General features: G+C 43.5%; 25 protein-coding genes, 1 tRNA gene and 1 pseudogene. 7 read left to right on the top strand and 20 right to left on the bottom strand.

Features of this window, described 5'->3' with window-relative positions:
• Positions 1-559: 559 nt before the first annotated feature.
• The 19 genes from dnm_RS24035 to dnm_RS23945 form a co-directional block, all read right to left on the bottom strand.
• Complete coding sequence (locus tag dnm_RS24035) at positions 560-2599, bottom strand: sodium-translocating pyrophosphatase (RefSeq protein WP_207679424.1); 2040 nt, start codon at positions 2597-2599, stop codon at positions 560-562.
• A gap of 17 nt (positions 2600-2616) precedes the next feature.
• Positions 2617-3210, bottom strand: a complete 594-nt coding sequence (gene pth, locus dnm_RS24030; RefSeq protein WP_207679423.1) for an aminoacyl-tRNA hydrolase — start codon at positions 3208-3210, stop codon at positions 2617-2619.
• Positions 3211-3289: 79 nt separating this feature from the next.
• Positions 3290-3934, bottom strand: coding sequence for a 50S ribosomal protein L25/general stress protein Ctc (locus dnm_RS24025; RefSeq protein ID WP_207679422.1), 645 nt, complete (start codon positions 3932-3934; stop codon positions 3290-3292).
• A 90-nt stretch (positions 3935-4024) separates the two neighbouring features.
• Complete coding sequence (locus tag dnm_RS24020; protein WP_207679421.1) at positions 4025-4972, bottom strand: ribose-phosphate diphosphokinase; 948 nt, start codon at positions 4970-4972, stop codon at positions 4025-4027.
• 27 nt (positions 4973-4999) lie between these two features.
• Positions 5000-5074: transfer RNA gene (locus tag dnm_RS24015), tRNA-Gln, on the bottom strand.
• Positions 5075-5149: 75 nt separating this feature from the next.
• Positions 5150-5995 (bottom strand): 4-(cytidine 5'-diphospho)-2-C-methyl-D-erythritol kinase, encoded by an 846-nt coding sequence (ispE, locus tag dnm_RS24010; protein WP_207679420.1) that lies wholly within the window; start codon positions 5993-5995, stop codon positions 5150-5152.
• Positions 5996-6112: 117 nt separating this feature from the next.
• Entirely contained in the window at positions 6113-7570 is a 1458-nt protein-coding gene (locus tag dnm_RS24005) for a DegQ family serine endoprotease (RefSeq protein ID WP_246556073.1), read from the bottom strand.
• Between the two features lie 189 nt (positions 7571-7759).
• The gene (locus tag dnm_RS24000) at positions 7760-7975 is read right to left on the bottom strand and encodes a hypothetical protein (protein WP_207679419.1); all 216 of its coding nucleotides are present in this window, start codon (positions 7973-7975) and stop codon (positions 7760-7762) included.
• Positions 7976-8542: 567 nt separating this feature from the next.
• Positions 8543-8839 (bottom strand): type II toxin-antitoxin system RelE/ParE family toxin, encoded by a 297-nt coding sequence (locus tag dnm_RS23995; RefSeq protein WP_207679418.1) that lies wholly within the window; start codon positions 8837-8839, stop codon positions 8543-8545.
• Positions 8836-9060 (bottom strand): addiction module protein, encoded by a 225-nt coding sequence (locus dnm_RS23990; RefSeq protein WP_207679417.1) that lies wholly within the window; start codon positions 9058-9060, stop codon positions 8836-8838. Before dnm_RS23990 ends, dnm_RS23995 begins: the two co-directional genes overlap by 4 nt.
• A gap of 529 nt (positions 9061-9589) precedes the next feature.
• Positions 9590-10150 carry a hypothetical protein gene (locus dnm_RS23985; RefSeq protein WP_207679416.1) on the bottom strand — a complete coding sequence of 187 codons (561 nt, stop codon included), beginning with the start codon at positions 10148-10150 and terminating at the stop codon, positions 9590-9592.
• 360 nt (positions 10151-10510) lie between these two features.
• Entirely contained in the window at positions 10511-10942 is a 432-nt protein-coding gene (locus dnm_RS23980; RefSeq protein WP_207679415.1) for a DUF1844 domain-containing protein, read from the bottom strand.
• A gap of 119 nt (positions 10943-11061) precedes the next feature.
• Entirely contained in the window at positions 11062-12642 is a 1581-nt protein-coding gene (gene serA, locus dnm_RS23975; RefSeq protein WP_207679414.1) for a phosphoglycerate dehydrogenase, read from the bottom strand.
• A gap of 145 nt (positions 12643-12787) precedes the next feature.
• Positions 12788-13120 (bottom strand): ferredoxin-thioredoxin reductase catalytic domain-containing protein, encoded by a 333-nt coding sequence (locus tag dnm_RS23970; protein ID WP_207679413.1) that lies wholly within the window; start codon positions 13118-13120, stop codon positions 12788-12790.
• Positions 13120-13374, bottom strand: a complete 255-nt coding sequence (locus tag dnm_RS23965; protein WP_207679412.1) for a glutaredoxin family protein — start codon at positions 13372-13374, stop codon at positions 13120-13122. Before dnm_RS23965 ends, dnm_RS23970 begins: the two co-directional genes overlap by 1 nt.
• Before the next feature lie 211 nt (positions 13375-13585).
• The gene (locus tag dnm_RS31020; RefSeq protein WP_246556071.1) at positions 13586-14755 is read right to left on the bottom strand and encodes a nitroreductase family protein; all 1170 of its coding nucleotides are present in this window, start codon (positions 14753-14755) and stop codon (positions 13586-13588) included.
• A gap of 111 nt (positions 14756-14866) precedes the next feature.
• On the bottom strand, positions 14867-16108 hold the full coding sequence (locus dnm_RS23955) for an ISAzo13 family transposase (RefSeq protein ID WP_246555998.1): 1242 nt from the start codon (positions 16106-16108) through the stop codon (positions 14867-14869).
• Positions 16109-16180: 72 nt separating this feature from the next.
• The gene (locus tag dnm_RS23950) at positions 16181-16369 is read right to left on the bottom strand and encodes a metallophosphoesterase (RefSeq protein WP_207679411.1); all 189 of its coding nucleotides are present in this window, start codon (positions 16367-16369) and stop codon (positions 16181-16183) included.
• A 545-nt stretch (positions 16370-16914) separates the two neighbouring features.
• Positions 16915-17193 carry a hypothetical protein gene (locus dnm_RS23945; protein WP_207679410.1) on the bottom strand — a complete coding sequence of 93 codons (279 nt, stop codon included), beginning with the start codon at positions 17191-17193 and terminating at the stop codon, positions 16915-16917.
• A gap of 201 nt (positions 17194-17394) precedes the next feature.
• Between dnm_RS23945 and dnm_RS31715 the strand changes: the two genes are divergently transcribed.
• A complete protein-coding gene (locus dnm_RS31715) occupies positions 17395-17661 on the top strand; it encodes a phage integrase N-terminal SAM-like domain-containing protein (protein WP_207679409.1) in 267 nt (88 codons plus the stop codon).
• A gap of 30 nt (positions 17662-17691) precedes the next feature.
• On the opposite strand, the gene dnm_RS23935 is transcribed toward dnm_RS31715, so the two are convergent.
• Positions 17692-18297 (bottom strand): GNAT family N-acetyltransferase, encoded by a 606-nt coding sequence (locus dnm_RS23935; RefSeq protein WP_207679408.1) that lies wholly within the window; start codon positions 18295-18297, stop codon positions 17692-17694.
• 137 nt (positions 18298-18434) lie between these two features.
• Here dnm_RS23935 and dnm_RS23930 point away from each other — a divergent pair, with 137 nt between their 5' ends.
• From dnm_RS23930 to dnm_RS23905, 6 genes and pseudogenes are all read left to right on the top strand, one after another.
• Positions 18435-19412, top strand: coding sequence for a hypothetical protein (locus dnm_RS23930; protein ID WP_207679407.1), 978 nt, complete (start codon positions 18435-18437; stop codon positions 19410-19412).
• 258 nt (positions 19413-19670) lie between these two features.
• A pseudogene (locus dnm_RS23925) lies at positions 19671-19874 on the top strand (type II toxin-antitoxin system RelE/ParE family toxin); the annotation flags it as partial.
• The gene (locus tag dnm_RS23920) at positions 19871-20185 is read left to right on the top strand and encodes an addiction module antidote protein (RefSeq protein WP_207679405.1); all 315 of its coding nucleotides are present in this window, start codon (positions 19871-19873) and stop codon (positions 20183-20185) included. The pseudogene dnm_RS23925 and the gene dnm_RS23920, both read left to right, overlap by 4 nt.
• A 291-nt stretch (positions 20186-20476) precedes the next feature.
• A complete protein-coding gene (locus tag dnm_RS23915) occupies positions 20477-20719 on the top strand; it encodes a DUF4926 domain-containing protein (RefSeq protein ID WP_207679404.1) in 243 nt (80 codons plus the stop codon).
• Between the two features lie 57 nt (positions 20720-20776).
• Complete coding sequence (locus dnm_RS23910) at positions 20777-21733, top strand: RpnC/YadD family protein (RefSeq protein WP_207679403.1); 957 nt, start codon at positions 20777-20779, stop codon at positions 21731-21733.
• 38 nt (positions 21734-21771) lie between these two features.
• Positions 21772-22062, top strand: coding sequence for a hypothetical protein (locus dnm_RS23905; RefSeq protein ID WP_207679402.1), 291 nt, complete (start codon positions 21772-21774; stop codon positions 22060-22062).
• The last annotated feature ends 28 nt before the right edge of the window (positions 22063-22090 follow it).

The following is a 22090-nucleotide window of genomic DNA, read 5'->3' as shown; positions in this document are numbered from 1 at the left end:
GATTTTTTTCATTATAGCAGTCAGATTCAGGTTTGTTCTGAAAATTACGTCTCTGACAGAATATCCGTTTTCTGATTCGTCTGAGTGAATTTTTCGGGTCAGAGCGTCCGGTTTGTTTTTTTTAATTTCAAAGACAATCAGCCATGCCAAAACAAAACCTGATCCGGAGTGCGAAAATTATTTTTCGCAGCAATTGCGAAAAATAATTTTCGCACTCCGGATTTTATAACTTTCTATAAGAACAAAAATCTGGCTGAAGACCTCCGAAGTTTTCAACATCCCGGAGGTCTGAGCGCAATTCTGTAATTTCCTATATAAGAACAAACCTGAATCTTATCACTATAATAATAATTAGGTAATGGCGCGGAAGTAATGATGAATCTCATCCAGCACTCCCTTTGCAGGATTACCTGATATTATTTATATCATATATTCAACCAACAATCAATCAATAAAAAAAGGATTGGCACATTTCTGCACCAATCCTTTTTTAAAGTTCAGGTGATTTAATTACAGAGGATGTTTTTTTAATTCATTGCATCCCCTGTATATTAATTTATTACATCAGGAAGGGCACCATCAGCAGGGCCACAACATTCAGAATCTTGATCATCGGGTTGACAGCAGGACCGGCAGTATCTTTGTACGGGTCGCCTACTGTGTCACCGGTGACAGCAGCTTTGTGAGCATCACTGCCCTTGCCGCCCAGATGACCGTCTTCGATGTATTTCTTTGCATTGTCCCATGCAGCACCACCGGTTGTCATGGAAAGTGCAACAAAGATACCGGTTACGATACTGCCGATAAGCAGTCCGCCAAGAGCAACTTTTCCGAGGAAAAGGCCAACCAGGATCGGAGCAATAACAGGAAGCAGCGCGGGAACGATCATTTCGCTCAGAGCGAACTTGGTGACAATATCCACACATGCGCTATAATCAGGTTTGGCTGTGCCTTCCATAATTCCGGGGATTTCACGGAACTGACGACGAACTTCGTCAACAACCGCGCCGCCGGCGTTTCCAACTGCTTTCATGGCGATGGAAGCGAAAAGATAAGGAAGAAGTCCGCCAATGAAAAGGCCGATGATGACATTAACATCACCCAGATCAAACTTGATTTCCGTACCAGCTCCGTGAAGAGTGAATTCCTCCACATAAGAAGCAAAAAGCACGAGAGCGGCAAGACCGGCAGAACCGATAGCATAACCCTTGGTAACAGCCTTTGTGGTGTTTCCGACAGCATCCAGAGGATCGGTCACAGCGCGGACGCTCTCATCCATTTCAGCCATTTCAGCAATTCCGCCGGCGTTATCTGTAATGGGGCCGTATGCGTCAATTGCAATAACCATACCAGTCATGGAAAGCATGGACATAGCTGCCATGGCAATTCCGTACAATCCTGCCTGGCTGTAAGCAATGCCAATACCAACACAAATAGCAAGAACCGGAGCAGCTGTTGCCTGCATACTTACAGCAAGACCAGCAATGATGTTTGTACCATGTCCGGTTGTTGAAGCGTCAGCAATGGCTTTTACAGGTCCGTAAATTCCTGTGTAGTATTCTGTAATGATAACGATGACAACGGTAAGAACAAGTCCTACCAGTGTTGAATAGTAAATTGCCATCGGTGTCAGGTCACCCAGTCCGACCATGAAGTTTTTGGCGGCAAAATAGAATGCAAATGCGGCGATGATTGCGGAACCGAACATTCCTTTGTACAGTGCGCCCATGATGTAATCGCTTTTCGGAGCAAGTTTCACAAAGAAAATAGCGATCATGGAAGCGACGATGGAGATTGCGCCCAGTACGAGCGGAAATTCCGTTGCAATGGCAACATCAGGGAAAAGAAGATTTCCCAGAAGCATGGCGGCAACTGCTGTGACAGCATAGGTCTCAAAAAGGTCAGCAGCCATACCTGCACAGTCGCCAACGTTGTCGCCAACGTTGTCTGCGATAACAGCGGGGTTTCTCGGATCGTCTTCGGGGATTCCTGCTTCAACTTTTCCAACAAGGTCAGCACCGACATCAGCGCCTTTGGTGAAGATACCACCGCCGAGACGGGCAAAAATGGAAATAAGGCTTCCGCCAAAACCAAGAGCGACAAGTGCAACAACAGCGTCTCTGGATGCAACATCCATAGATTTTGTCAATATGGTATAGAATCCGGCAACAGCGGTCAGTGCGAGACCTGCGACCATCATACCAGTAACAGAGCCGCCTTTGAAAGCCAGGCTCAGACCTGCGGCGAGACCCTCTTTTGCGGCTTCTGCGGTTCTTACGTTGGCAATAACCGATACGCGCATTCCCACATAACCAGCGACAAAAGAAGCAACGGCACCAATGATAAAGCCGACTGCGGTCTTGCCGCCGAGTGTGGCAGCGATTACTATGGCAATAAGGATGCCAGTGACTGACATGCTTTTCAATTGACGATTAAGATATGCAACAGCGCCTTCCTGAATTGCGCGGGCAATTTCCTGCATTCTTTCATTTCCTGCCGGGGCGCTCTTAACGACGCCGGCAAGAGCAACTGCAAAAAGTACTCCGATAATACCAATCAGCGCACAAACCATCGGCAGATTGTTATAAACTGCGTCCATCTTTCCTCCATTCAGAATTAAATAATAATGTTCTTCTTGTTAAAACGGTTCATTCCTTCCTTTGCGCCTTTACAAAGGATTGTAACAACTGCATCCCGAGCTCTGATGATGATCTGTTCCATTTCTTTTATTTCGTCAGCATCAAACTTGGCAAGAACATAATCCGGCACACTCATCCCGATCTCGGAACGCCCGACACCAATGCGGAGACGTGCAAATTCACCTCCGCCAAAAGCAGCTATTAAAGATCTTAGCCCCTTATGTCCCCCATCCCCTCCTTTCTCTTTAATTTTTATCCTTCCAAAAGCAAGGTCTATGTCGTCGTGAATGATGAGCATGTCCTTACTTGATATCCTGAAATAATTTGCAATGCTCTGAATAGGAAAACCGCTTCGGTTCATAAATGACATGGGCTTTGCCAGGATAACCTCCCGGCCCTGTATCCGCCCGCGTCCGATAAGTGCGTCAAACTTCTTTTTTTCAACAGGAATGGAATATGTGTCCGCCACTGCGTCCACTGCCATAAATCCGGCGTTATGACGCGTTTTTTTGTAGGTATCACCCGGATTTCCCAGCCCCGCTATAAGGTGTACTCGTTTTTCACTTGTCATTTGTCATTTGTCATTTGCCATTTGTCCGCGGTCTGAAGTGAACCTGATAAACAAAATAACAAATGTACTCGGAAACGGTTTATTCGGCAGCTTCGCCTTCGGCCTCTTCTTCTTCTTCTTCGCCTTCGGCCTCTTCTTCCTCGTCCAGCTTCGAGCCTTTGGGACTGAGTACGGTTAATACTGTGAAATTCACATCTGCCGGGATTTCAATATCACCTTCGAGGGGAATTTCATCTATATGAATCGAGTCTCCCATATCAAGATCGGTGACATCAATCTCAAATGCTTCGGGAATTTGTCCAGGCAAACACAGGACTTCCACTTCACGCCTGACGACCTGCAACATGCCGCCGTCTTCAACGCCTTTTGCTCTTCCTTTTACGATAATAGGAACCCTCACCCGAATCTTCCGATCCATTGAAATTTCATTGAAATCAACATGCAGAAAATTCCGCGAAAGGGGTTCGATCTGTAATTCTTTCATCATTGCGGACCGGGTGTTTGCAGTTCCTCCGTCATCCGAAAAAGCAAGGGTTACAAGCAACTGACCGATCTTGCTTTTTTTCATTGCCTGTTCAAGCGCCTTTACTCCGACTGAAAGCATTACCGGTTCCGTGTCCGGGCCGTAAAGAATCGCAGGCATTTTTCCCTCGCGACGCAAAGCTCGTGCCGGGCCTTTGCCTGTCGCTGTCCTGATGTTCGCGTTTAATTCGATTAGCTCCAAAAAAAGTACTCCTTATTCATCATGTCTGAGGATTTTAAACGGCTGAGGAACTTCCAGTTAAATACCCAGACGCTTAAATACTATTTTTACTTATACAAAGAGAGAGGTTACCGAATCACCTTTATGGCTCCGAATGATTGCCTCTCCGACCAGTTCCGCAACTGTGAGTATTTTGATCTTATCGCAGGCTGACGCGTTTTCTGCCAAAGGAATGGTGTCTGTCACAACAACACTTTTTAAGGCGGAGTTCATAATCCGGTCCACCGCGGGCCCGGACAGAACCGGATGGGAAACACAGGCATGGACTTCTTTCGCGCCGCTCTCCATGATGGCTCCGGCTGCCTCAGTCAGCGTGCCTGCCGTATCTGCCATATCATCAAAAATAATGGCAACTTTCCCTGACACATCTCCGATGACGGCCATGGCTTTTGCTTCGTTCGGCGCGTCTCTCCGTTTATCAATAATGGCAAGATCAGCTTTAAGGCGTTTTGCCAAGGCTCTTGCTCTTTCAACCCCTCCTGCATCCGGAGAAATGATGACAAGCTCGTCATTTGCAAAATTCATCCTGATATATTCGAGAATCACAGGGGTGGCAAAAAGATTGTCCACAGGAATATCAAAAAATCCCTGAATCTGACCCGCATGCAGATCCATTGTAATCACTCTGTCCAAGCCGGCGACTGTCAGCAAATCCGCGACTAATTTTGCGCTGATGGGAACACGGGGGGCGACTTTTCTGTCCTGACGGGCATAACCGTAATACGGTATCACCGCGGTTATCCTGCTTGCGGAAGCACGTTTGAAAGCATCTGTCATCAGAAGCAGTTCCACAAGATTGTCGTTTACCGGCGAACAGGTTGACTGAATAACAAAAACATTTTTCAATCTTACATTGTCATTAATTTCGATCTGTATCTCGCCATCACTGAATCTTTTCACTTTTGCCCCGCCCATGGGCATGTCGAGATAATTACATATTTTTTCTGCAAGAGGAATATTTGAGTTTCCTGAAAATATAATAAGATTATTGTCGTTCATAAAAGATAAATACCGCTTAAATAAAATTGGCTGGGGCGGGAGGATTCGAACCTCCGAATGCATGAACCAAAATCATGTGTCTTACCACTTGACGACGCCCCAACTGAAGAAAATATGATCTCCGGTTTGTTTTTGTGAATTGTTTCGGATTTCAAATTTTGTGTTTTGAATTTGCTTTCAAACTAATAATTCAGCAAGGCAGACCTTCCATTTTTCATTTTGTGAAAGGAATTGCTTTGCGCTCCGGGCTTTATCCGCATCAGAAAAAAGGCCGAAAACCGTAGCCCCGCTTCCTGACATGAGCGACCCTCTTGCCCCGTGATTTAAAAGTAACGCCTTTACCGCCCTGATCTCAGGATGTTTTGACATGGTAACGGTTTCAAGATCATTATACAAATGATGTTCCGCATCAAAGCCACATTTCTTAAAAGGATAATCTTTAACCCTTTTTTTATTGCTTGTCAATCTTAAATTAAAATTTTTGTAAACATCTGCTGTTGAAACCTTAACTCCCGGATAAATCAGGACAATATAAAACGGATTAAGTTTTTCATAAATTTCAAGTTTTTCACCAATGCCTGTCGCTATGGCCGGTTTTCCCAAAATAAAAAAAGGCACATCCGCCCCGATTGAAAGCCCCATGTTCATGAGTTCATCACGGGAAAAAATATCCTTATAATATCGGTTTAAGCCTGACAAAACGGCCGCGGCATTGCTGCTTCCCCCGCCAAGACCTGCTGCCACAGGGATTTTTTTATCTATTGATATTTCCACCCCTTCATGTTTGTTCATGGCCTGAAAAAAAACTGCCGCTGCTCTGAACGCCAAGTTTGTTTCATCTTCCGGAACATCCGGGTCAGCACAGGAAACAGTTATATTTTCAGCGCCAAAGGTAAGCGAAACCGTATCGTAAAGCCCTACAGGACACATGATCGTAAACAATTCATGATAGCCGTCCGGTCTTTTTCCTGTAACCTGTAAGAACAGGTTGATCTTTGCGGGGGATAATAGCTGGTAGTTCATAAGTGTTTGCGTGAAAAAGTGTCAGATGTTAAAAATCATAATGCGTTAAATGAACAAACTTGCCGTCATTCCGCAGGGGCAATCCCCAAAAAAGGATAGCTCCCGCGGATATTCTGTTTATTTTGTCAGTTTTATGACGATAAACCCGCTGTTCATTCGTCTTATGAACATTTGAACAGATTCGCCTGATTTGATTTTTCTGATGGCCTCTGTGTAATCGTCCACTGTTTTTATGGTTTTATGGTTGACTTCCTTTATGATATCACCTGACATCACATCAGCTTTTTCCCCTTTGCTTCCGGGTTCGACACCAACAACAATAACCCCTTCGGACTCTTTGATATTGAATCGCCGGGACACTTCCGGGGTTATGTCCGAGACACGAATGCCAAGCTCATCCTCTTCTTCCTTTTTGGTATCTCTGGACGCGATTTTTTCATCCTGTCTTTTGGCAATCCTGACCTTAAAGGTTCTTTCTTTTCCGTCGCGCAGGACTTTTATGTTGGCACTTTCTCCGACACCAAGTTCTGCCACGGTTCGGGTAAGCTCCCGGGTGGTCTCAACTTTCGTGCTGTTCACCTCAATGATAATGTCTTTTGGCCTGATTCCGGCTTTATCCGCAGGGTCGCCCTCGAAAACTTCTGTAACCAGCACTCCTTTTTTATTCTTAACACCGTAATATTCCGCAAGTTCGCTGGTGATATCCTGGATAGCGACACCGAGCCAGCCCCGGGTGACCTCGCCGTGCCTTTTCAACTGTTCAAAAATATTTTTGGCAAGATTTATGGGAATGGCAAAACCGATGCCCTGGCCGCTGGCAATAATCGCTGTGTTTATTCCTATGACTTCACCGTTGAGGTCAAGAAGGGGCCCCCCGCTGTTTCCGGGATTGATTGACGCATCTGTCTGAATGAAATCATCATACGGACCTGATCCGATAACCCGCCCCTTGGCGCTGACAATACCTGCGGTTACCGTATGTTCCAGGCCAAAAGGACTGCCGATAGCCACAACCCACTGACCGACTTTCAGGATATCTGAATTCCCCAGTTCGAGAAAAGGAAGATTTTTTTCTGACTTGATCTTAATGAGGGCAAGGTCTGTGTTGGGATCACGCCCCACAATTTTCGCATCATATTCATCACCATTTTTCAGTTTTACCTGAATTTCATCGGCATCTTCAATCACATGATTATTTGTGACAATGTAACCATCCCTGTCAATGATGAATCCTGATCCCAGACTCCGTTGTTTAAAATCCTTTTGCTGCTGATCCTCACCAAAAAATTTTTCAAAAAAGTCTTTAAAAGGGTCCTCGTCGCCAAAAGGTCTTCGGAAATGACGGAACACACGTCCTCCCCCTTTGATGGTTTTGACCGTCCTGATGTTCACCACAGCAGGGCTGACCATTTCGGCAAGACCACTGAAATTTTCGGGTATCATACGCGTCGGTTTTGCTTCTGCCTGGGGAGCAGCATAAAAACCTGAAGCCGTCATCATTCCGACAGCCATAAACAACATGATGAGAAGAGATTTCCATTTGATCAGATTATTGAATTTGTCAGTAAACTTCAATTTCACACCTCCAAATTATGGAATTTAGATTGAAATAATTGGCGGCAGGGGACTGAGTGAGGCTTCCGTTGAAAGCCAGTGTCCATCCCCTGCCTCTGTTTTTTCATTATCATAGTTATATTCATAAATCCGGAGAGCAAAAATTAGGCGAAGCGGTTTTTTGCACTCCTAAAATGCTTACCTTTTTTATCAGCCCCGGTCATATATTTCCTCTCTTTTAAACGATCTGAAGTCAGGTAGTTTCAGAGGAGATTCCAAAATATCCTCAATTATGTCGGAAGTTGTATCAGCGGAATCTTCTGCCAGTAATATGACCCTTACATTATTTTTTATTTTTTTTCTATATTTTTCAGGAATTTGAATAATTCCGTCTGTCACTTTTGTCCTGAATTCAACTGCATACATTCTTCGTACTCCCATTATCGGGTTTGCCTGCGAGGCTGGCTGATCACCTTAATGTCTGTTCCAAATGTGTTTTCCCAATATTCAAAATGTCTCCGCCCGGTATGCCTTTCCCTGTCAGATTCACTCTTATCATTGAAAGGTGACGGGATTCGACGAGTTTGTTTTTTCGGTAACGGGGAAGGGTTATCAGCGAATCAAACTCATTATTGCGGAAAACAGTATGCCCGTTTTTTTTATCTCCTCGAACCCGATAGATGTCAGAAAATCTCCGAGTTCGCCGTATGTTATTTTTGACATTTTTTCAGGCATGATGCTCTATACTGTTTTTATATATCTGTTTTAAAACATCTTTTTTGAATTTCATAAATTTCCTGATACTGCTTGTGCTGACACTGTTTCTGACAGGAATGTTCACACTCTGATATTTTTCAATTTTTTCAATATTAAAATGCTTAATATTTTCAGACCTTTTATTTTACAGGCACACTAACGACCAAGCTCACCGGCGGGCAGCTTTCCCGACCCGCTTCGCAGACGATTCAGCAGCCCGTCCGGAGCAGTGACTGGTTATGCCCGATTTTTCCAGTGTTTGGGATTGCGACTGCTATGAAAGACACCCACAACCACGATCTGATCTTTTTCGACAAAATAGAGAATTCCATATGGAAAGCGGCGAATCATCGCTCTGCGTATCTTCTTATGAATGACAGGATATAATTTCGGATCGCGGCTGATTTTTTCAAGAGATTCCTCCACACACAGAACAAAATCGTCTCCCAGTCCCTCACGCCGCCCTTCGTACCACCACCACGCCTCCTCGATCTCTCCCAGTGCCTGCGGGCGTATCGTGATCTTGTCTGTCATTTCATGCTCCTGATTCTGTTTTTCACATCTTCCCATGAACAGCCGTCATCGGGGGATGAATAATAGTCTGCGACACGTCTGTCCAGCTCATCCATCTGTTCTCCGGTCAGCCCGAAACTTTCCTGCTCCGCGGAGATGCTGTCCCACAGTTCTTCGAGTATGAAAATTTTTTCTGCCGTACTGAATTTTTTTAATTCTGATAACACAGCCATTTGTTCCATATCTTTTTCCTCCGAATTTTTCTGCCGAACTTCTTGTCTTGTAATATCAACTTTGAAGATCATTGTAAAGAGCATAACTTGATTTATATGGCAATTATTTTACTTCTTCAAGCTTAAAGATTTAATGATTTTCAAAGTCTTATGAACGGATTTCCAGTCATAAAGATTCTGTTTCCCTGTTTTATACGCCTCATACCTTTTACCCAGCGCAATGGAATCCCATAAGTCTTCCACCAATAACAGTTTTTCAGCAAACCGCAGCCGATATTTTTTTATTTACCGTGAAAATACATTCTGAAAAGCCGGGTTGTTATCTGCTGATATTTTCATGGCCGGGGGCGAAAAACCCGGCTTTTTCATGAGCGTTTATTTAGGATTTCATAAAGTTTCGTTCTGCCTGAGTAGTCTTAGCATAGAAAATATAATGCAGTGTTCAGTGACGGGCGGGGTTTGGCGATACACTTTACAACCAATGCGCCCCGCACGTCCGCTGTATATTTTTTACCTATATCGTCTCAGCGCGTTATTTTTATTTCCACATCAATATCCTAATCCAGCCAGAGCCGTTTTCATTGCCCCAATTCCAATGGTTATCAACCCCATAAGCAGACATAGCAGAATACGGACCTGTGGAAACTCTGTAAGAAGACATTGTGATTCTTTGTAGCCAAGAACCATATCCTGAGTAATTGCTAAGTCCATGAATGCCGTCCATCAAATACATATCACTTCCGTTACTATCACTTGAAGCCCATACAACAGCTAATCTAGGTAGTGTTTCAAGATTATGGGTCTTATCATAGTTTTTATTTTTCTCCACAAAAAACCACTCGCTGTCATAATCGGCAGGAGGCAGACCCGACACAAACATATCATCCACTGTTTCCTGAAGTGTTTTGACCTTCTTTTTAAGCGTTTTGACCTGCTTTTTGAGTTTCTTTACATCTGCCTCGACATCTCCGGCATAGGAATTGCTTACCGTAAAACAGCAGAACATTATGAGGGCGATAACCGACAAAATCTTACGAGATGCTTTCATACCAATTTTTCCTTTCACATACCGTTTTTTATTGAATTCAGAGTGTTTCATACAGCTTCAGTCGGATAAAACAAGCTTTGTTTTATATTAACGGTATCACCCCCCCGTTACCCACATCACGATTATCATAATTATTTTCTGGCAGCCTGATTTTAGAGTGATGCAACTCGGGCTTTAGGGAACTCCAAATAAATAATATACCCGGTTCGGAAAAATGGGAAATGCGGGCTCTTTCATGCCCGGTTCGGATTGACAAATCCGAACCCCGGCGGGGGGATTTGCCAATCCCCCGCGAGCAGCAGGTGAGTATTTTATTTATTGGGAAATCCCTTATTATATTCTGTTAAAAAACATAACTATCTGTTGATAATGACTAAAGACTCAAGCATTCATATGCTTAATTTGATGAATTTATTTCTTTTCCTTGATATAAAGCACCCTCAGATCATAGAGGATGTTTTTCAGCATGGCTTCCTCTTCTTTTGTCAGATTCCCACAGGTCTTCTCCTCCAGCATGCCCAGAATATCTATTGTCTGTTTTGCCAAAGGCAGGTTTTTTATTTTTTTGCCAGTGGCCGGATCCTCTATCAGACCCAGCTGAACAAATGCGGATGAATTCAACGAAAAGATAAAAGTTGGAAAAGTGACCTTTGGCAGATGCGCCTCTGATCCGCATGTTTTGGTTGAATCCGAGGTTTCAGACAGTTTTTCTTTTGCCTCGTCTTTCACTAGTTTCTCTTTCGGAGATTTTTCTTTGTCTTCAACTTGTTCAGTATCCTGATTTTCTTCAGCAAATATCCTTTTATCCCTGACAACAAAATCTTTTTTTTCTTCTTCAGACATACCTGACCTTTCTCTGTTAGTCATTTGTCATTAACCATTGGTCAGTTTTTGCAAATGGCAAATGACAAATCCCAAATCCCAAATGGCAAATGACAAATGACAAATTTCAAATGAACAAATTAAAGTTCAAGCGGTGTTACGGTTTTAATCAGCGGCAAATTACGCAGTTCTTCGACAACATCATCCGGTATGGGGGTATCTGTTCTGAGGAATATGATGTTATGCTCTCCGTCCTCATCCTGTCCCACCTGCATCTGTGCGATGTTGATATCATGATTGCCCAGTGTGGAGCCGATACTTCCGATGGCCCCCGGCTTGTCAAGATTATGTATAATGGCCGAGTGTCCCTCAGGAATCATCTCCAGACGGAATTTATTTATTTTTACGACTCTTGGTTCATATTGGCCAAAGATGGCTCCGGATACCATGTTTGTCGTTTCTGTGGTCACTATCCGAACCGTCATCAGGTTCAGATAATCCTCGGAACCTGCGTTGGTTGTTTCCGTAACCTTTATCCCTCTTTCCTTTGCAATAACAGGAGCATTGACGGAATTCACCTCATCCTGGATCATCGGGGTGAGCAGTCCTTTTAATATTTCCGTTGAAACCGGAGACATGTCAAGTTCCTGAAAGTCACCGGTATATTCAATAACAACTTCTTTCAACGGCTCATTGCAAAGCTGGGCCTGCAGACATCCCATCCGATTTCCCAGGGTTAAGAACGGGCTGAGTTTTTTAAGAAGTTCGCCGGTCACGGACGGAACATTTACAGCGTTAATAATGGTACCGGTTTTCAAATACTGAATAATCTGGTCAGCCACAGCCACAGCCACATTTGTCTGTGCCTCCCGGGTGGAAGCCCCGAGGTGCGGCGTACAGATAACTTCTTCGAGTTCAATGAGCGGTGTGGCTCCCGGAGGTTCTGTCTCAAAAACATCCAGGGCTGCTCTGGCGACTTTCCCTGACGTTATAGCGTCATAAAGATCCGCCTCATTAACAATGCCGCCCCGGGCGCAGTTGATAACCATTACACCGTCTTTCATCTGGGCAAAAGCGTCCTTGTTGAGGAGACCCATGGTCTCTTTCATTTTGGGCACATGCACTGTTATGTAATCCGCTTTTTGGTACAGTTCTTCCAGAGAGGCGCTTTCAAACCCTGCTTTTTCGATCTGTTCCGGAGTGACATACGGATCGTAAACAATTACCCGCATTCTCAGTCCCCTGGCCCGGTCTGCCACAATGGAGCCGATTTTGCCAAACCCGACAACTCCCAGCACCTTATTATATATTTCTCTTCCCTGAAGTTTTTTCTTATCCCACTGACCGGCTTTCAACGACGATGTCCCCCGGGGGATATTGCGTGTCAGGGCCAGCATCAGAGATATGGCATGTTCGGCTGTGGTCACAACATTTCCGCCGGGAGTATTCATCACGACGATCCCCCGTTTTGTGGCAGCAGGAATATCCACATTATCAAGGCCGATTCCGGCCCGTCCCACAACTTTCAAACGGGTTGCTGCTTCCAGAAGGTCTTCTGTTACTTTTGTAGCGCTTCGGATGACCAGGCCGTCATAGTCTCCGATGATACTTTTGAGTTCTTCAGGAGGCAGTCCCGTCTTAACATCAACTTCAATCCCCTCCTCTTCCTGAAACATCTGAATACCGATCTCACCGAGATTATCACTGACTAACACTCTCATTTATTTTACTTTTCTCCTTTGGAAATTTGAAACTGGAAACTGGAAACTGGGACACCACGTTTCACGTTTCAAGTTTCCCTGCTTAAAATATCAGACACCGAGTTTCGAGTTTCAAGTTTCAAGTTTCGAGTTTCAAGTTTTCACCTTAAAATACTATGTTTTCAGGCGGCCTTCGTTCAGGAACATAGTCATGAGAAATTTTACCTTCGTTCCATTCTGCTGACACATAAAGGTTGCAGTAACAACTGCCATATTCTTCAACATCAGGTGTCCGATAAACACACGGGCAGATGATATCCTTGTCCTGTTCACGGTCTCCTGAGGCCAGTCTGCACGGACAGGCCATGTAACCATAACGCTCTTTATTAATAACAAGGCTCTCCAAAAGATCAAAAACCCTTTCCTTGTCCTTGTTAAAAAAATACCCCTTTTCTTCCTGGGATTTCTTCAGCATTTCATAAAGTTTTTCAATTTCCATTACAGTCCCAGCGCCTCCCTTATTTCGTTTTCCTTGAATCCCACGATAACCTTGTCACCGATGATAACTGTAGGAAAAGAACATCTGGGATTAAATTTTCTGACCTCTTCCAGCAGGGCTTTTCTTTCATCTCCTGTGGTCAGATCAACATCAACAACCTCATATTTGATCACGCAATCTGTGAGAAGCTGTTTGGTGGCTTTACAGTGGCTGCATGTGCTTAAAGCGTAAACCTGAACCCGTGGTTCGGACATATCTTTATCCTTTCATTTTTGAAGTTGCATTTTGCGGACTGTCAGTCATAAGCGTTTTCAACCTACTGAAAATACACACATTGACCATACCGGTCTGAATTATTCATGATTAATAATTTCAACAAATTAAAAACCTGTTCAGAAATTGGAAGCGCTGATGACCGATAAGTTTGTAATTCAGAAAGGTAATACATCATCAACACATTTTCAATCAAAATTTTACAACTATTTCTTCAAACGTTTTTCGCCATTTGGGTGGTGAAAGTTCTTTGCCCTTTTGGAAATAACCCACAGCAAGCAAAAGCGGTATCCAGTAATTTTCAGGAATATTGAATGCCTCGCGCACACCGTCATGGTCAAAACCGTCCATGGGATGAGTGTCAAGTCCGAGGTCCTTTGCGGCAAGCATCAGGGACATGGCAAAAAATCCTGTGTTTTTACAGGCAAATGCCTGCTGTCGTTCTTCAGTGGATCCGTAAAGCCCCGCGCACGCATCAGTAAACCACTGATACTGCTCTTCCTGCATGGCACCGGCCCTGACCATTTCTTTAAAATTTCTTTCCACAAAAGGGTGGCTGCTTTTCCAGCCGTCCCTGTCAGCCAGAACAATGAGCGTGACCGGAGCCTCGCTGACCTTTGGCTGATTCCATGCAAGACTCTGAAGCCGCATTTTATCTTCCTGATCCCTCAGCACAATCAGGCTCCAGGGCTGAAGGTTAAATCCTGACGGGGCCTTTGCCGCTGTTTCAATCAGTTCCCGTAATAAGGATTCCGGCACATGTTTTTCAGGATCAAAAAAATTAACCGAACGTCTTTGAGTGATAACGTCTTTGAAATCCATGACTGCCTCCTTTGTAAATCGAAACTTGAAACTTGAAATTTGAAATTTGAAACTCGAAACTCGAAACTTGAAACTTGAAACTTGAAATTTGAAATTTGAAACTTGAAACTTGAAACTTGAAACTTGAAACTTGAAACTTGAAATTTGAAACTTGAAATTTGAAACTTGAAACTTGAAACTTGAAACTTGAAACTTGAAACTTGAAACTTGAAACTTGAAACTTGAAACTTGAAACTTGAAACTTGAAACTTGAAACTTGAAACTTGAAATTTGAAACTTGAAATTTGAAACTTGAAACTTGAAACTTGAAACTTGAAATTTGAAATTTGAAATTTGAAATTTGAAACTTGAAACTTGAAACTTGAAACTTGAAACTTGAAATTTGAAATTTGAAATTTGAAACTTGAAATTTGAAATTTGAAACTTGAAATTTGAAATTTGAAACTTGAAATTTGAAACTTGAAACTTGAAAACCTGTCCCCAGTCTTTTAAGCAGGAGGAATTGAAGTTTGAAACATGCTGTCCAGTTTCAAGTTTCAAGTTTCAAGTTTCGAATTTCCAGTTTCATTTTCGATTCTTCATGGTTTTAAAGGGTTTATGTTCACCGAATTTTAGCGCACTTAGGAATCGGTATTAAATAACTTTCCCATTTTAATTTATTGGAATTGCACGATAATTCCATTTGGGTAAAATTTTGTCGAATACAATTCGCATTTCTGATTTAAAAGTTTCAGCAACTTTTCGACCGGTTTCATAGACTTTATCAATAACATGGACAAAGACTTTTAAACCTTTTTTGGTATGTGTTTTGGCTATCAGATCAGTCACCACCTCCAAACTTGAAAAGATTACTCCCTGACACGCACGAGTAATATGAGGAAACAGGCGATGTTCGATCGGATTAAATTTGGAACAATAGGGCGGGTAATGAGCGATTCGGATTTCAATCCCGATTTCATCCGCCAGAATTTGTAAATCTTGTTTGAAAAGGTAATGTCGGGAACTGTTGCTGCCGCCACCATCGCACAATATCAAAACTGACGTGGCATTTGGATATATTCGGCAACCGTAACCATACCACCAATGACGGAAACTGTCACAGGCAAATTCACTGGTATCATGACTTGTTCCCACCTGAACATACCCGATATTGAGTCGCAGGTCATAAAAACAATGCGGAATTATGACACCTTCGGCAAAACTTGTAAAATCATGATCGAAAACTTGCAATTCCTCCAGCGTATATAGTCGGCCTTTCCTGTAAAAATTTCCAAGATATTCTTTTTTCTTGGTATCCATGCTGATAACGGGATTACCGGCCTTCCGGTATTCTGATCTGAGTTTCAAAATATTGTCAAACTGAGCGTCGCGATCTGGTACGTTTTTTTTCATAGGTTTGCGTTTCTGAGCTTTACGCAACCGATAGTCATGCTTTTTGAGCAATTGACGGACAATGTTACGACTCACTTTTACTCCGTATTTTTTTTCCAGAGCCTCCGCGATTTCCCACTCCCTCAGATTTGTCCATCGTACCTTTTCATCCATCGGATCTCCTGCTGTATGCTCACGCACCACATTCAAAAACTGCTCGTCTATTTCAGGGTGCTCAGTCAGATACTGTTTGCGTCCGCCACCTTTTTTACGTATTTCAGAAGATTCAGCAGGAGATTTTCCAATTTGTTTTGCTACGATGTGTCCGGGCAGGCCGCTTACTTCGATCGCTCCTTTGCGCACAGTCCGCCTGCTGCAACCCAAGACTTTGGCAATATAATTTTGTCCGCCATGTCCCAATTTCAAAGCTTCAATACCGGCATATCGCCGGCGGTCTTTTTCATTCAGACTCTCATAGTATCGCCGCATGATTTCTTCTACTTCTAAGGAATAGGGTTGCATAATAATCTCCTTTTGATAAAGTGATTTTGAAATACACTTTACAGGATTACGCAATTTTTTAACATATAAAAATCAAAATGGGCATATTATTTCATGCTCATTCCTAAACAGCAGCATCATGTAACTGTTTGCCTCTCTGTCTTCATCAAGTACATCACCCAGACAGACAATATTGGCAACCGATTTTTCTCTGATATCTTTAACGCATTCGGCAAGATTGGAGCAATGACCATGAATATCTGATATGACAGCTATTTTCATTATTCCGATTTATTATCGCTTGTTATAGGCATAACCTTGGATTATCAGGAAAACGAGGTTTCCATATATAGAAACCAGGTTTCCATATATGGAAACAAGTTTCTGAATATAGAAACTTTCGGGGTGTCTGTATCTGGAAACCTTTCCCTTTTTCCTGCCCTGACCATACAAAGTGTCTAAATATGGAAACTTTAAGGTGTCTGTATATGGAAACCTTCAGAGTTTCTATATATAGACACTTCTTTGTTTTTCTGCTCCGACCATACAAAGTTTCTGAAAGTGGAAACTTTTACGGTTTCCGCGTCATTTTAATTCTGATTATAACGGATCCGGGGGAGGCTCTGATTTCGGAAGGCCGCCCGCAACTTTCCGTTTTTACAGGAATCCGGACGGGCATTCCCGGAAAACGGCACTTTTCAAAGAGACAGATATCCCGAATTTCTGATTCCCGGAACCCCGGAACGGACAGATTTTTCGTTTTATAATTCAATAAATTCAGAATGTTTCATCTCTTCTGACTCCGTTATGATCAGATTTAATTATCATCAGGAAACAATTACTTCCGCAATCCGGTCTTCAAGTCCCGGACCCGAGGCTTTTGTGTAGGAAATCACCCATAATTTCCTGGTCCGGTCCCATTTTCCGCCCGCATTTCTCACCTTGCTCCGAAGCTTTGTTTCCCCAAGTTCTGTCCTGATCCCGACGATCAGCGTGTCTGTCACAGATTTTTTCCCGCGGCTTCCAGTCTGTCTCATCAATAATAATTTCAACAGTTTTAAGCCGCTTTTTTCTTTTTTCATCATACCGGTACCGGACACAGACAAGACTGTCTCCGTATATCTCGGCCAGTTTTTTTGTGCCCTTCTGACCCGGTTTCAGATTTCTGCGTATATTCATAATTAATTAAAGAAGTTATCTGTATGGACAATCTGTCAGTTTTTTTTGTTGCAATTTATCACAAAAAAAGTTATCCTGAAATCCATATAGGATATATTTAAAAACAATGCAAGAAAGAACGGCTGACTATGAGCGAACTGCTTAACCACATACGCGATGTCATGCGGAAAAAACATTACTCCGTCCACACAGAAAACGCCTATGTGGACTGGATCAGACGGTTTATCATTTACCATGGGAAACGCCATCCCTCGGAAAATTCGGAGGACAAATTCGGGGAGACAAAATTCGGGGGAGACAAGACTTATTTATTCGCTCTCAATTTCCTTTCGAGCTTTTCTTTGTCAGGAAATAAGTATTGTCTCCCCCGAATTTTGTTTTTCCAGAAAAGATGAGCAATGGAAAAAAGCAGGTTCTGTAAAATATTATACAACAATTTCAACTTTATAAAAACCATTCTGGAAATAATATTTCACCTTATGGCCAAGTTTTCTCAAAAGTTTTTTGATAACATTGTTCTCCGGGGCTATCATACTTGTAAAGTGTGAAATACCATGATCTTTTGCAATATTGATAACTTTTATGAGCATTGTTTCGCCAAGGCCGATTTGTTGCCAGTCATCGCGAACTGCAATAGCCAGATCAATAATGCCTTCATCATGATCATATCCGTAACGCCCGACTGCAATAATTGCATCTTTTCCATTTTCTCTGACAGTAGCGGCAAGAGCAAAATTTGTATGATAATTAATGTCAATGAGCCGATTGATCATACTTTCAGGAAGAGTTTTGAAACGATGTAGGAAACGAAGATAAACAGATTGAGGAGACATTTTGTTGAATAAATCGACAATGAGATAACGATCTGACTTTGCGATTGGTCTCAGAAATACGTCTTCACCATTATTAAGTTTGATATGGGATTCATATTGACTGGGACATTGATGGGTTAGTGCTGGGCTGTCTAAAAACAGCAATTTTGACTTAAATTTTTTGCCCGTTTTTTGTCTTTTTGGATTCCGGCTATTCATTTCATTTTGCTATGTCCCGGTCAACCTTTATTATTCGTTGTATTGAATAACACTCTTTTTCTTGATCACTAATGATATTTACTGTAAATGCTATGCTTCTGACAAAATAAAAATAAAAAATCAGGGGAGGAATGCATATGAGTTCAAACTCCAAATTGAAAAACAGCAGGGATATTTGGAAGAAAAAAGCAAAGATATGTGGTGAGGAATTACGTTATCAGCGCAAAGAGAAATCCCGAATAAAAAAAGAACGTGACAGGTATAAAGCTCAGGAGCGTGAACTCAGGAAGCAATTGGAAAAAGAACAGGAAAAAAATAACCTCCTTGTCTCTGATAAAACAGAGCTTGTTTATGTTGCATTAATGCTTTTTCTTATAGTCCGTATCAGTTTCCGTGCCGTGTCCAAGGTTCTTGGCGTGCTTTCCGGTTATCTGGGGATACCAAAGGCCCCGTGCGCTCAGACAATTATTAACTGGGTTACCCGGTTGTCAATAGCAAAAATGCGGAATCCGGCTTATCTTAACTGCCCTTCAGCTGACAAAAGCGGATTTGCTAACGGATTCTTATGGATAATGGATATCAGCATAGGTTCGGGTTCAGGGAAAATTCTTACAATACTGGCACTTAATCCCAAACATCATATTTTGAACAACGGATCTCCGACGCTTAAAAATGTTCACTGTGTCGCTGTCGGAGTTGCGGAATCCTGGACAGGCGAGGCTATTGCAGATTTTCTTCAAAAAGTTATTGGCGTTGCAGAACGGCCCGTGGGGTATCTCAGAGATGGCGGAACAGATCTGGCAAAGAGTGTCAAAGTTTTGGGAGAGCGCGGATTGCCCGGCATTTCAGTTGATGACATATCTCACATTATTGCCAACCTTTTTAAACATGAATATCAGAAACATCCGATGTTTGATAAATTTATAAGCGCATGTGGAAAAATTTCAAGAAATCTCAGGCAGACTGTTCTTGCATGCCTTGCTCCTCCGAAAGTTTCCACAAAAGCTCGTTTTATGAATCTTCAGCGCCTGACAATCTGGGCTGACAAACTGCTTAAACTCTCACCAAGAGGCCGTGCTGCAAAAGATTCTGTTCTTTCAAGGCAGCATAAATGATGACATCTGTGACAGAATGCAAAATCTGATGCTTATTCCGGAGTCCGAAAAGCGGGAAAAAAAGACAGAAAGCATAAATATTTCAGAATCATATAAAAAATCAACAGGGCATCTGTCCGACCTGAAAAAACAGGAGAAATTTCCTCCAACACACCTGCTTCAAAAGGCTTCAGGCGGATAGGCATTTTATTAATAAAAGATTCGGGCCAAAAAGTGGGCAATGAAAATTGGTTGATTTAGACAACCCAGGTTGAAACCGACAATATGGGTGATCACAAGTCACTGGGAGATGGTGTTTGTGAGTTCAGATTTCATTTCGGACCGGGCTACAGAGTTTATTACGGTGAAGCTGACAATGCAATCGTTTTACTCCTTTGTGGCGGCGATAAGTCGTGGCAGAAAAAAAATGTGAAAAAAGCAAAGATATATTGGAATGACTGGCTGAACAGGAGAAATATATGAGAGATTACAGAGAGCTTGTGACAGAGAAAATGTATGACCCGGATGAGGCGGCCGAATATCTCAGATGTTCTCTTGATGAATACTTTAAAGACGGAAACACAGAAGCTTTTCTGACTGCCATCCGAACTGTGGCAAAAGCCCGGGGAGGCATGACAAAGCTTTCAAACCAAACAAAGCTCAACAGACAGACGCTTTACAGAACGCTTTCAGAAAAAGGAAATCCGAGTATAAATACACTTCGGTCAATACTTAATTCACTCGGGTTCAGGCTTTCAATAGAACCGATTTCGGCAAAGCACTCCGCCTCCTGAACAGTTGTGAATGGTGGGTTCCGCTGCGCTCCACCCACCCTACAATGCTCCCTTCGACAAGCTCAGGGAGCGGGAGCGGGATCGGGAGCGGGAGCGGGAGCGGGATCGGCGTGCCCTGAGCCTGTCGAAGGGCAACCGGGCGCTCGGAAAAAAATGTAGGGTGGGTGGAGCGCAGCGGAACCCACCGGACAGACTGACAGATAAAAATCTGCACGGATTAGAAAATGTAGGGTGGGTGGAGCGCAGCGCAACCCACCGGACAGACTATTGCTGACAAAAAAAGCTCATCAAGTGAAACATAAATTATTTGAAGAAGTTGTTTTAAATAAAGATATTCCCGGAAAACAATTGAAAAAGGGCGATGTTGCCACTGTGGTCGAATATCATCCGGTTTCAAAAGGTGAGGACGGATATTCATTGGAAATATTCAACGCGCTCGGAGATACGATAGCCGTTATAACTGTGCCGGAATCAGCAATCGGACGGTTAAACAAAAATGAAGTTTTCAGCATTCGTACATTGGAGGCCGCATAAAGATGATTTCTGTGAGAAAATATGCTGATCTGAGAGGAGACAAAAAACAACTGACAAATGACGGATGAGAAAACACAGGACCAATATGACTCGCCGTGGAAGGAACTGCTGGAAAGATATTTTCGTGAATTTTTGGAATTTTTCTTTCCTGAGGCGGCGGAGGGAATTGACTGGGAGAGGGGCCACGAGTTTCTTGACAAGGAATTTCAGCAGGCCGTGCGTGACGCCGAACTGGGAAAACGGCTGGCGGACAAGCTGGCAAAGGTGTGGCAGAAGAACGGGGACGAGACCTGGCTGCTGGCGCATACCGAGATTCAGGGACAGTACGAGCCGGGTTTTTCGGAGCGGATGTTTGTGTATAATTACCGGATTTTTGACCGCCACCGGAAACCGGTGGTGAGTCTGGCCGTGCTGGCGGACCAGAGACCGGCATGGAAACCCAAGCCATATGGTTACGAACTGTGGGGATTCAGCATCACCATGGAATTTCCGGTGGTGAAACTGAATGATTACCGGAAACAGTGGAATGAGCTGGAAAAAAGCCGCAATCCGTTTGCCGTGGCCGTGATGGCGCATCTGAAAACGCAGGAGACCCGCAATGACGATGAGAGCCGCAGGAAATGGAAGCTCCGTCTGATAAGAGAACTTTATGACCGGGGCCATGAGCGGGAGGATGTCATAAATCTTTTCCGTTTCATTGACTGGGTCATGAAACTGCCCGGAGATATGGAGGATGATCTGTGGGAGGAAGTATGCCGGGTTGAGGAGGAGAAAAAAATGCCTTATGTCACAAGTGTGGAAAAAATAGGCTTCAGAAGAGGTTTTGAGCAGGCCAGGCGGGAAGGCCTGCTGGAAACCATACAAACAGTGCTTTCCGTAAAATTCAGTGTGAAGGGGCTGCGGCTTATGGCGGCGATTCAGGCCATAGATGATCCTGATCGTCTGAATGTGATCAAGGAGGCTGTGAAAGTGGCGCATGATCTTGCCGAGATAGAGGAAATGCTTATTCAGTAGGCCGCAGCCGGAGTGCCAAATTTGCAGTTTGGCAGGGAATGAGCATCCGGAGTGCCAAACTTGCAGTTTGGCAGGGAATGAGCATCCGGAGTGCCAAACTTGCAGTTTGGCAGGGAATAAGCATCCGGAGTGCCAAACTTGCAGTTTGGCAGGGAATAAGCATCCGGAGTGCCAAACTTGCAGTTTGGCTGATTATAACGGATTTAGGGGAGGCCGGCAATATGACAACGGATTCAGGGGATGAAACGGATAGTACCGGCCGATATGACAGCGGTTCCCCGAAGGGTGTTTCCGATCCGGAAAGCCTTATCCCGGCAGGCAGCCCGTAATCCGGTGCCGCGGGAAGCCGATCTGAAA

The sequence above is a fragment of the Desulfonema magnum genome, assembly GCF_017377395.1.
Taxonomy (GTDB): Bacteria; Desulfobacterota; Desulfobacteria; order Desulfobacterales; family 4be13; genus Desulfonema_C; species Desulfonema_C magnum.
The sequence above is the reverse complement of the archived record's forward strand: the minus strand, read 5'-3'. Positions and strand labels throughout refer to the sequence as shown.